Origin of the sequence: Streptomyces malaysiensis subsp. malaysiensis, from assembly GCF_040653035.1 — a bacterium.
Classification (GTDB): Bacteria; Actinomycetota; Actinomycetes; order Streptomycetales; family Streptomycetaceae; genus Streptomyces; species Streptomyces malaysiensis.
In genome coordinates, this window is sequence record NZ_JBEZNG010000001.1 from 317,846 (window position 1) to 328,678 (window position 10,833).

At 64.7% G+C, this 10,833-nt stretch carries 9 protein-coding genes; 2 read left to right on the top strand and 7 right to left on the bottom strand.

Annotated features, from left to right (window positions below; all coding sequences use genetic code 11):
• Positions 1-362 precede the first annotated feature (362 nt).
• From AB0E24_RS01375 to AB0E24_RS01390, 4 genes are all read right to left on the bottom strand, one after another.
• The gene (locus tag AB0E24_RS01375; protein ID WP_359374264.1) at positions 363-665 is read right to left on the bottom strand and encodes a hypothetical protein; all 303 of its coding nucleotides are present in this window, start codon (positions 663-665) and stop codon (positions 363-365) included.
• Positions 666-1,493: 828 nt separating this feature from the next.
• A complete protein-coding gene (locus AB0E24_RS01380; protein ID WP_359374265.1) occupies positions 1,494-2,150 on the bottom strand; it encodes a hypothetical protein in 657 nt (218 codons plus the stop codon).
• A gap of 5 nt (positions 2,151-2,155) precedes the next feature.
• Positions 2,156-3,814, bottom strand: a complete 1,659-nt coding sequence (locus AB0E24_RS01385) for a DEAD/DEAH box helicase family protein (protein ID WP_359374267.1) — start codon at positions 3,812-3,814, stop codon at positions 2,156-2,158.
• Positions 3,815-3,824: 10 nt separating this feature from the next.
• Positions 3,825-6,161, bottom strand: coding sequence for an ATP-binding protein (locus tag AB0E24_RS01390; RefSeq protein WP_359374269.1), 2,337 nt, complete (start codon positions 6,159-6,161; stop codon positions 3,825-3,827).
• A 238-nt stretch (positions 6,162-6,399) separates the two neighbouring features.
• Here AB0E24_RS01390 and AB0E24_RS01395 point away from each other — a divergent pair, with 238 nt between their 5' ends.
• On the top strand, positions 6,400-6,588 hold the full coding sequence (locus AB0E24_RS01395) for a hypothetical protein (protein ID WP_359374272.1): 189 nt from the start codon (positions 6,400-6,402) through the stop codon (positions 6,586-6,588).
• On the opposite strand, the gene AB0E24_RS01400 is transcribed toward AB0E24_RS01395, so the two are convergent.
• The 3 genes from AB0E24_RS01400 to AB0E24_RS01410 form a co-directional block, all read right to left on the bottom strand.
• On the bottom strand, positions 6,589-7,230 hold the full coding sequence (locus AB0E24_RS01400) for a very short patch repair endonuclease (protein ID WP_359374274.1): 642 nt from the start codon (positions 7,228-7,230) through the stop codon (positions 6,589-6,591).
• A 137-nt stretch (positions 7,231-7,367) separates the two neighbouring features.
• On the bottom strand, positions 7,368-8,669 hold the full coding sequence (locus AB0E24_RS01405; protein WP_359374277.1) for a DNA cytosine methyltransferase: 1,302 nt from the start codon (positions 8,667-8,669) through the stop codon (positions 7,368-7,370).
• Positions 8,670-9,293: 624 nt separating this feature from the next.
• Positions 9,294-9,527, bottom strand: coding sequence for a hypothetical protein (locus tag AB0E24_RS01410; protein WP_359374279.1), 234 nt, complete (start codon positions 9,525-9,527; stop codon positions 9,294-9,296).
• A 713-nt stretch (positions 9,528-10,240) separates the two neighbouring features.
• Between AB0E24_RS01410 and AB0E24_RS01415 the strand changes: the two genes are divergently transcribed.
• Positions 10,241-10,833 (top strand): WD40 repeat domain-containing protein (locus AB0E24_RS01415; protein ID WP_359374282.1); only part of this gene is annotated, 593 nt, incomplete at its 3' end.

The following is a 10,833-nucleotide window of genomic DNA, read 5'->3' on the forward strand; positions in this document are numbered from 1 at the left end:
GCCGACCATAAGACAGGAACCGAGCAGAGCAGATGTGACCAAACCGGCATGTGCCGAGGCTCAGTAGTTGTCACCGGCAAAGCCAGATGACGTGGCGAATGGGACCGGTCGAAGCAGTCTGGTTGGCACCAGTGAGGCACGCGACTTGTCACAAATGTTCGTTCGGCAACCTTTCTGTCACCAGTAACGGGTCTATCAAACGAACGAGGAGTGTTTGAATCCTCGACCGCCGCGCGGCCGGGCACCCCCGGGCCTCACCCAGAGCTGTTGCGGTGTGTGCGGCTCGCGAAAGAGGACTCAGTTGCCGGCAACGGGATCAGGCCGGTGTGCGGATGCTCCGGATATGCCGGACAGACATAGAGTTACAGATTGTCGGTGCTGCCGACTTCGACCGCAGTCGGCTGCGCGGGGTCCTGGCCGGCGACATGACCGATGGCAAACGCGGCGGCTCGATCCTCGTACGGCGCCCAGCCGCGCGTACCACCTTCCCATTCGAAGGAGGCGATGGTCAGCAGCGGGACCGTCTGAACGTCGCAGACAGAGCAGAATCGGGGATACGGGTCGGTGCGGCCCCACGGGGGCCAGCCGCCGACCTTCCAGCCGGGAGCGTCAGCCAGCTCACAGTCATAGAACTCCACCGGATAATCCGCGTAGGAGCTGTCCACGCCGACGCCAGCTGCCTGTCATCGACTCCAGTCCCCCAGCATCTGCCGCACCTCCGCGCTCAGATCGAGGCTGTTGGGGTACTCGGTGATCTGCTCCGGTGCCAACAAACGCGGCTCCGGCACATAGCCTTCCCAGGCCGCCTTGTGCCCCGCCCAACTCGTGCACTACCCGTCGCCACGGTTTCCCGGAGACTCTCGAAACACGAGTCCTGACCATAGCCGTGCCGGCCGTCACCGTTTCCGACGTGGACGGCATGGTGGCCGGTGGTGCTGAACTTGTAGCCGCCGCCCACAGGTTGGGCTCCAGTCTTGCCCAGGCTTTCGGTCGCCCTGAAAGCCCGCAGTTCTCACCAGAGGGCGAACTGCTCCAACGCTACTGGTCTCATGAGTCGTGCCCCGCCCTCGAGCGGTGGGCCCAGCAGGGCGACGTGGAGATCACCGACGACGAGGCGTAGCGCAGGGTTGCAAGTCGCGTAGCGCAAACGACGCACCCGAACTCCGCATCGTCGGATAGCCCACACTCGGTCCGTGGATCAGGGTGAGCGGTCGATTGACGAGCGGCACCAAGCACACCAGGCCGGCCGACTCGCCGTGAGCCACAGCTGGCTTCGTGATCCGTAGCAATCGCTGCCCAACTAGAAGGCGATTGCGCTGTCGGCATCGTGACGGTCCTCGCCCAAAACTTCCAGCAGCGGGCTTTCCCGGCCGAGGCCGCGCCGCCAGTTCGTCGCGCATTTGATCCGCCAGCTCTCGTGGGCTGATACACCTTAGTCGAACAGGCCGATGACCTGGTCCACCGGCGCCGGTCGGCGGAGAGTCGCCCGGAGGCTAGTCGATGAAGGTAGGTTGCGATTGACCATGGCCACCACCCGCCGCTCCAAGGTAGTCAGGGTTCGGGATCATCTCGCGGTGGAGGTACCGCAGGTCCGCGCCACAGCGCAGAGCGAGTCGTTCCTGGCGCGTGTGCTCGGCCGTGGAGACGGTCTCACCGTTGCGGGTCGTGATGACGATCGCAGGTCGCTCCGTCGAGTCGATGGCCTCATTCAGCGCGGCCCAGACAAGGTCACGAAAGGTTCCGGCGCGACCCCAGCAGATGTACCGAGTGGCGTCGCCGTTGATGGCGTAGCAGTGGTTCGGCTTCTCACCAACCGAATCGGGCCTCATCACCCAGCCGCTACCACATGCCGCACGAACGATTTCCTCCGGCCCCTGGAACCGATTTACCGCATAGCGGACATAACTCCCGATTCCCTCCTGCGCTCGGGCGTACTCCTTCATGGGGACATCCTTTATCCAGACCCTGGCGTCCTTCTCCGGCCCGTAGGAGAGCAGAACTCCGCCGACCTTGGGATCCTCGATCCATCTCCGGTACTGGTTCGTCTTCTCGGTGTTGCTCAAGAACTCCCAGTCCAAGTCATTGGCCTGCTGGTAGATCTCAATAAGGAGGCGTTCGCGAATGGGAGCAGGCAAGTGCTGCAAGGCCACGGTGATTACTCCTGAGGGGCGCGAGTGGCGGGGAACTGGAGTCGGTGCTCGTCGTACGCGGTCTCAAGACTGGCCGCGTCCTTGATCCACTCATCCATGAGGGTCGCCACCTTCTGGTCGCTGAAGTCGATGTTCGACTGGGTGATCTTCGCCAGGATCTCGATCTCACCATCCCCGTCGAGCGCACGCTTGAGCTTTAGTGCGGCAGCGATGCGGCGGAGGTCGCTGACGAAGTCCAACACCATGACTCGCTCTTTTCCCTCGCGCAGGCGGAGCCCCCGCCCAAGCTGCTGAACGAAGATTCGGCGGGAGTGCGTGACTCGTGCGAAGCAGAGGATATTCACGTCCGGCACATCGACGCCCTCGTTGAGGATGTCGACCGCTGTCAGGATGGGCACCTCGCCGATGCGGAAAGCGAGCAGGCGGTTCTGCCGTTCCCTCTTGGCGAGTCCCGCGTGGATGGCGATGGCGCCTGACCAAAGGGGAGTGCGCCGCAACATCTCAGCGAGCCGCTCGGCGTGTTCGATAGTGCGGCAGAATATGATGGCCCGTGGATTGTGCGTGGCGGCCCATGCAGCGGCCAGCTCGTCGCGGATGGCTTCGTCTCGCTGCGGCAGGAAGAGCTTCGCGTTGAGTTCGGCCAGTCCGTATGAGTGGTCGCTGGCCTCGCGGACGATGTCCCAGTCGATGTCGTCGACGAACAGGCGGTAGTCGACCTGAGCCAGGTAGCCGCGCCGCATCCCCTCCTCGATTCCCAGACTGAAGCTGGGGGCGCCGAGCTGATGGGTGATGTCGTGCTTGTCGCCGCGCCATGGGGTCGCGGTGACGCCCAGATGGCGTGCTGAGCTGAGGAGTTCCAACAGCTCGTCGTACTGGCCTTCTTCGCCCACGTGGTGGGCCTCGTCAATCATGACGAGCCCTGGGCGGTATCCGAATCGCGCGGCGGACAGCGCCGATCCGACCGTCGCGCAGGTCAGGCCGGAGAGGTCATCAGGGCGGGTGTCGCCCGTGAGGAGCCGCGTTGGGACATCTTTGGGTAGGTGTCGCCAGAGCGCCCGCTCTAGTTGCTGGACGAGGTCTTTGGCATGTGCGACGACCAGGACTTGGTCCTGGGGGTCACGTCGCAGGTGCGTCGCGATCGCCTCGCCTCCGACGACCGTTTTACCCAGGCCCGTAGCCAGCACGAGCAGTGCACGACCAGAGGCGTCGAGATCGGCGGTCAGCGCCTGGAGTGCCTCGGCCTGGTACGGCCGTGGCGTCACTCGTCCAAAGCGGGGTGGTACACGGTCGAAGCTGGTTGTTAGGTCCGTTCCGCCCCACAAGAGGATTCCAGGGCCTAGTCGTGCCAGATTCGCCACACGCTGCCGAGCGTCAGGGCTGAAGCGAGTGTTGGTGACAACAACCGCCTTGTGGGCGCGATAGTGATCCCGAGCGCGAGCGACTTCATCCACCGCGTCGGCTCCTACGGCCCCACGTCGTTTCCACTTGCACTGGACTACCCAGGTCTCGCCCTTGTGGAGGGCGAGAATGTCGCCACCCTCGTCACCGGAACCGTCGATGTTGGACACATCGGAGAAGCCCAGGTGCCACAGGAGGCGTTCGATACGGCGAGGAAACTGCAGTGGGCCGGAGTCCAGCAGGGAGGAGGCATCGAGGAATTGCATTCCGCTCTCCCTAGGTGTTGTCAGCGAGGTCACGCGCGATAAGGCGGCAGCTGATCCTGATCCGGGCCAACTCCTCCACGTCGAGGCGTGGACGGTGCTGTTCCAGCAGCGCGAGATCCGCCAGGGGGTTGATCAGTCGCTCCACGACGAGCTCTCGCGCCCCGGGATCACTTAGAGCGATGTACCCGCGCTTGAAGACGCACCCGTCGAGGAAAGTCTCCGGGGAGTCCTGAATGATACGGATGACGGCACTAGCCGGCACATAGCGGATGAACTCTCCATTAGCGATCGCGTCGTTCCAAGCGGACGCTCCACCGGCCTCGACCGCGAACCGGCGCTCGGCGTCAGCTCGTTCATCCTTCATGAGCAGCAGCCAGTGCACCGCTGGGTTCGCCGAAACGGGCGCCACCATAGCCATACGCACCTGTTCGAGCAGCCGCTCGGATTCCTCCGCCATCGCCGCTGGCGTCAGCCTAGGACTGGAGGTGTGGGTCTTGAGCTGCGCGACGATCTCGCTCAGGGGCATCGACAAGTTGTTCGCCCGTACCCGCATGAACTCCGCGACCTCGACGAGCGTCAAGTCGCGCATGTCCGTCCCGTATTCACGGAAAAGCGAGTGACCACTGTCGACGAATACCTCCAAGCGTGGAGCTCGGACCATCGAGACGATCACAGGCGCGGGGCGCCCGTCTTTGGTGACCAGATGCTGGCCGCTAACCGCCCAGGCCGTCAGATCCACGCGGCCCAGGTCTTCGAGGTAGTACGGGCCCGTCAGGTCCACGATGGGGTCGGCGTGGTCTCGATATCGCTGGAGCCTCTGGTCCAACGTCTCCACCGGTGCGGCATCGTTCTCAGGCGGTTCTTGGCCCGCCGTGGTCCTGTCGGGCACCGCACCGCCTTCAGTCTCGTCATTCGGGTCGAGGAAGCCAGCCCCGAGGCCGGGAAGGATGTCATCATTCTCCGGTTGTGGTTCCGCAGCTATTGGGTTGTCGTGCTGGTAGGCAGCGCGATACCACACCTCATCGGTCTGGTACTCGTAGCCACCCATCCGCATCAGCCCGGCCCACTTCGCCGCCGTCTCGTGGAGAGCGTTGCGTCCGTCGCCCGGGATCAGGTAGTTGAGCCCCGGGTCCTGGCGACGGAAGCCCGCATAGAGCAGGCCAAGGGGGCTGCGGTTCTCTGGCAGCCCAAGGCTCTTCGCAATCTTCGGGCGCAGTGGACTGGTTCCGCGGACCTCGCGCAGGACTTGACGCCATTCGGCTGTCTCGAACTCGAAGGCAGTCTTCTGGTAGTTCGGAGCGACGTGGTCGCAGTGGATCTCACCAACGATCCGGCCCATCTGCACGGCTCCGGAGTCGATGGGGTACTCGAGCTCCGCCTCAGCGAGGCTGTCCTCGTCTTCCCAGTAGAAGACCCGTTTGTCCTTGAGAAGGATCTTGCGTCCGTTGCGAAGGAAGTCCAAGCCGTAGTCGGTGCGGTGGACGTATCGCTGAATCCCGAGCCAGCCCCAGATCTTGCGCTCCCTCAGTTCCAGGCGGTCCTGCCCGCATTCCTCGCATCGCTCAGCGTCGGCGGAACTCCAGCACCCGCAGGCCATGCAGGCGTTCTTGGGGCTCAGCACGTGGTTGATCTTCTGAACGGCGTGGATCTCCACACCCTGGCGGGTGACGGTCCGCTTCTCGTCCCAGATACAGGGCAGGCGCGGCCTGACCTTCTTGCGGTTGAGCGTGAGCAGGAAGCCCTTCTCCGACAGCAGGTAGCTGTAGACGTCTCCGAGTTTCTCCCGGATCACGTTCTGCGTCTGCGGGCGACAGAGCGTGGCGTACTGTTCCTGCTTGAGGTCGCTGATGGTGACCGTGGTGCCATGCTCTTCACGATTGGTCTTGGGCACCGTGCGGTACGGCGCCTGGTACTTGGAGGAGTTGGCGATCTGCACCAGGTCCAGGGTCACCTCGATCCAGTCCGGGTCGCCCGCCCGACTGGTACGCACGGTGGTACGCCGACCGAGTCGGGCCGTACTGATATTGAAGCCCATGCCGAACAAGCCGAGGGAACCGTGTCGACCATTGCTCGTCCAGCCCGCGCTGATGGCGTTGGTGACAGCCTCCAGGCTCATGCCCCGGCCATTGTCCTGCACCGTGATCTCAGCCGTCGCACGCTTCGAGTTCGCCGGAGGAAGCGACACCGCGACCGAGGGCCGGTCCACCGTCTCGCCAGCCGCTTGGAACTCGTCGAAGGAGTTGTCGATCAACTCGGCCAGGCACTGCCAGTGCGAGAACTCGATGTCGCCGAGCACACCCAAGATGCGCGGGTGTGGGGTGACATTGATGTATTGGTTCTCGGTCACAGCCAGCCCCTGTCTTCGTCGTGAACACATGCCTGACAGGCGGGACGTAAAGCGCGCCCGCCAGCGTCAAGCTGCCCGCCGTCGGCCCCGGTCAGACACACTCCTGGAACATCCATCAGCATGCCGTCAACCCTAATGGGCGGCACCGACACGTGCGGGACAAAGATCTCGAAACCCCTGGTGGTGGTGGCCCGCCCCGAGGGGTGCCTCTCAGTTTCAAGCGTGCGACACTCGCCCCATGATCCGGGAACCCGCGCAAGTCACCATCGATGCGAGCGGCCAGGCGCGGATTCCCTTGGGGCTTCTCGCCGAGGCAGGTCTCGGTACGGAGAGTCCCGTCATCGCGTACAGCGATGGTGATGGTCGTATCGTTCCGCGCAGGTTGAACGGCGCCGTCGATGACCTTCTGCTCGGCGAGGAGCTGTAACTACGCCTCGCCCCTCACGCTGCTGACCGCCGAGATGACCCGTCGTGCCACGTCCTCTGGTGCTTCATGTTCCCAAGCCCGGATGACCGTCCAGCCCGCTTCCTCCAAGATCCGGTTAGTCTCGGCGTCCCGCCTCTGGTTGTCGGCGAACTTCTCCGTCCAGAACTCTGTGTTCTTGGCCGCGGGTCGGTGATGCTCCGGACAAACGTGCCAGAAGCAACCGTCGACGAAGACCGCGACTCGTTGTTTCGGGAACAGCACATCCGCGCTACGCCGGATGCCCTGGATCGGCCGTGCGTTGACCCGGTAGCGAAGCCCTTCCTTGAACAGGAGAGACCGAAGCACCTTCTCGGGCTTCGTGTCCCGTCCACGGTTTCCTCTCATGGAGGCACGGACCGCTGGCGTAGAGGCTGTCGAATCCTCAGGCAGGGCCTCCTCCTTCAAGAGACCCTTAGCCCAGGCCAGCCGCCACCCTTCCGCGAGATTGGCCGCACGGGTGTCATACTCGACTTCGCCCAGGTAGCGCTCAGGGGACTTCCGCCCGTCGCCCCACCGCAACGACGCGCGAATCCGTCGCGTCTTGGGCAGAATCCTCAAGGAGACCGAGGCGTGAGCGATGCGGCCGTCGCCCAGGTCAACCACACGTCGATGGTGACCGCCCGCTGCTCGGTCCTGTTCGGCGGACAGAGCTTTCCGAGTCCTTCCCGACCGCCCTTTCCAGGCACGATCGGGGGGCAACCTATCTTTCCAGCGGTTCTGGTGTGATCTCACCACATCACTCACGGCTGTGCCCCCGGCGCCGCACCGAGGGCCTTAGCTACCGCATCGGCGAATACCGCGCCGAGCTTCACCGGGACCGCGTTGCCCAGTTGCCGCATCTTCTCCCCACGAGGACCTTCGAGCTTCCAGTCGTCGGGGAAAGTCATGACGCGAGCAGTCTCACGCACAGTCATATACCTGTGCCTGTAGGTAGTGCCTCCAGGGGTTTCTAGATCGTCGGTCAGCATGACTGACTCCCCGCCGGGGACGCCATGCACGCCAGCCTTCACGGTCTTGGCGGGACGGTCCAGTTCATTGGGCGTGTGGCCCTTGTAGATCCGAGCATCGGGCCATCCGATGTGGTCGGTGAACCCCCCGGCGCGATACTCGCGGCGGTCGAGCCTGCTCCAGGGGATCTTCGGCAGGGGCTTGCCCTCGTTCTCATCGATGCCAGCGATGGCGTCCCGGAAGGTACGCCAGGGCTTCGATCCGTCCGAGTCAAGTGGGACGTCCTCGCGAATCCTGGCCATAGCCCGGGCGCGCACATGCGGGGGAACATCGTGACGCTTCCAGTAGGAGTCGTCGAGCATGGACCGGAACAGCGCCTCCTCCGAGTACTGAGGAAGCACGTCCTCCTTGAACTGGTCGACGTCGACCCCGAGGTCCTCCCGAAAGGCGACGATGATGATGCGGTGCCTGATCTGGGGGACCCCGTAATCGGCGGCGTTCACGCGTGTCATCACCACCCTGTAGCGCTCCGACGGATCGCTGGCGGTCCTGCGCCTGGCGTCGATGAGGGTCTGGTCGTGCTTCTGCCAAGCGATGTCCGGATCGCGCAGCTCGAAGGGCATCTCCATCTCGCGCAAGATGTAGTCGAGGTACGGCTTGAACGATCGCCTGAGTAGTCCGACGACGTTCTCGCAGATGACGGCCTTGGGGCGGATCTGGCGCATCGCCCTGAACATCTGCGGGAACATGTTGCGCTTGTCCTCGTCCCCCTTGGCGATCCCACCCAGGCTGAACGGCTGGCATGGCGGGCCGCCGGCGAGCACGTCGACACGACCGAGCAAATAGCTCATATCCAGGCCCTGGACGTCCCCCGCCACCAGCGGCCACGGCTCCCCGGGCTCGGGGATGCGCTCCTCATCCCCTCGAAGCTTGGCCCCGTTCGCTTCCAGGGTCTGACACGCCCGCGGGGCGTGCTCGTTGAACAGCAATGGTCGGAAGCCCGCCCCATGGACCGCCATCGCCAGGCCGCCCGCGCCCGCGAACAGCTCGACCCCGGTGCGATCCCACTTCGTCTCTTCTTGCAGTTCAGACATAGCGAAAGCGTACCGCGGAAATTGTGACGCGTGTGACCGCTGTCGAGAAGTTCACCTCATTCCCACGACTGGCCATAGATGGTTCGACCGGCGATCCCAAGCGGTTATCGTCGACCCTCGTGGAGCCGTGGACCAGGGGTTGGGCTCCCCGCATCCGAGACCGAGCGGTATTCGCAAGGAGCGTGACCAGGTCAGCGAGGGGGCGTCCCCTCCCAGCTCGCGTTCTTTTTCGCGTACCTCCACGACCTGTCGATCAAGCGGCTGACCGAGATCATCCGCATCCCGTTCCAGCTCCGACCCTTCGCCGTGAATGGCCAAGGTCACAAGAGGCCACACACGCCGACCGTGGTCGACCCGCTCGGGCGACGACTCGGTCAGGTGGGTCATCCCAGTCCACCGTCAGCGGTCCCGCCCTCGTCGGGGGACAAAGCAGCGGAGTCGGCCAGCGCTGGAGATGGAGTCGGCGCCATACACCCGCCCGACGTGCCGACCTACGTCGGACGCCGATCGACGGGTTACACGAGGCAGCCTGGCGGCCACCCACGCATAACGCCCTAATCAGGGCCACTGCACCGCCCCGCGGTGACGACCGGGCTCGCCGCCCCCTCCCGCATACCGAGCGGTTCACGGGCGCGGCGGCCTGCCACGCCAGGCCGCGAACAGGCCCAGCCCGACGCTGGTGACGGCGGTGAACGCCTCGGGGCCGGCTAGCATGAAGACGCCCGTCACCAGCGTGATAAGGATCAGCAGCGCGACCAGGTCAAGTACCCGATCGCGGGTCGGTGCCTCCGGTACCGGCTCGGACGTAGGGACGGCCTGAGGAACAGCGGGCGAGGTGGGCTCTTCGATTTCATCCATGCGCCCAGCACACCAGCCTCGTCCGCTATGCCCCGACTAGCACGAACAGAGGCGAATAAGCCCGATCGCCGCAGGCCACCGCCGTAACGCGTGGCCCTCCGGGCGAACCCCCATTCTGTATGGTGATGTTCGGCGGAATTCGGTGATGTTCGGCAACCAGCGTCATACGCTGAGTCCCACAGACCATCGGAGGGACGTACGTGGCGCATGAGGACGCTCCTGCAGCCGCGTATCAGCGAGAACTCGAGGACTTCGCCTCCAAACTCCGGAAACTGCGGATCGGATGCGGCAATCCCTCCCAGCGCAGCATTAGCAGTACCGCACCCCCTGGACAGTCGCTCTCAGTCTCCGCGATCAGCGAGACTCTCGGCGGAAAGCGTTTGCCTAGCGTCGACTTCCTGATCGCCCTCGTCCGGACGCTACTCAGCTTCGCGAACGACAACCAGGCCCCTGTGGGCCGAAATGATCCAAGGGTCGAGCCCTGGCGTGCGGACTGGACCCGACTCGCGAACCTACGTGACGAGGCCCGCCGCGCGCCGCCCGCGCCCGAGTCGGTGCGGCCGCCGGTCGTGGATGGCGCCCCGCAACCGTCAGCCCAGGTACGCGAAACGCCGACGCCACCGATAAACACGCCCACGCCAATGGAGAACCCCCAGCCCCTGAGGTTCCGTCACGCACCACCAGTCCTGCCCCACTCCGGCTTCGTATGGTCGGTGGCGTTCGCCCCCGACGGCAACCTGATGGCCACCGGCAGCGCCGCCGGGATCGTGACGCTCTGGGATCCAGCTACCCATCAAGCGGTCGGCAAGCCACTTACCGGCCACACCACCACCGTAAGGTCCGTCGCGTTCTCCCCGGACGGAGGTCTGCTGGCCGCCGCCAGCGACATTGGCACGGTACGACTCTGGGATCCAGCGACCCATGAAGCGGTCGGAGCACTGCCGACCGCGAAACAGGAAGCAGTCACAGCCGTCACGTTCTCCCCTGACGGCGCTTTGCTGGCCACCGCCAGCTACGACCGCACGGTACGACTCTGGGATCGGTACACCTACGGAGCGGTCGGCAAGCCGCTGACCGGCCACACCGGCCCTGTCACAGCGGTCGCGTTCTCCCCCGATGGCGCTTTACTGGCCACCGCCAGCTTCGACGGCATGGTGCGTCTTTGGGACCCGACCACCCACCAAGCGGTCGGTAAGCCCTTGATCGGCCACGACGGCCCCGTCAGATCGGTGGCGTTCTCCCCCAGCGGCGGCCTGCTCGCCACCGCCAGCGACGATGGCATGGTGCGTCTCTGGGACCCGGCCAC

Coding starts and splice junctions, on each gene's coding strand:
- AB0E24_RS01385 (WP_359374267.1), bottom strand. CDS start 3,814: ATGCAATTCCTCGATGCCTCCTCCCTGCTGGACTCCGGCCCACTGCAG.
- AB0E24_RS01395 (WP_359374272.1), top strand. CDS start 6,400: ATGATCCGGGAACCCGCGCAAGTCACCATCGATGCGAGCGGCCAGGCG.
- AB0E24_RS01405 (WP_359374277.1), bottom strand. CDS start 8,669: ATGTCTGAACTGCAAGAAGAGACGAAGTGGGATCGCACCGGGGTCGAG.
- AB0E24_RS01410 (WP_359374279.1), bottom strand. CDS start 9,527: ATGGATGAAATCGAAGAGCCCACCTCGCCCGCTGTTCCTCAGGCCGTC.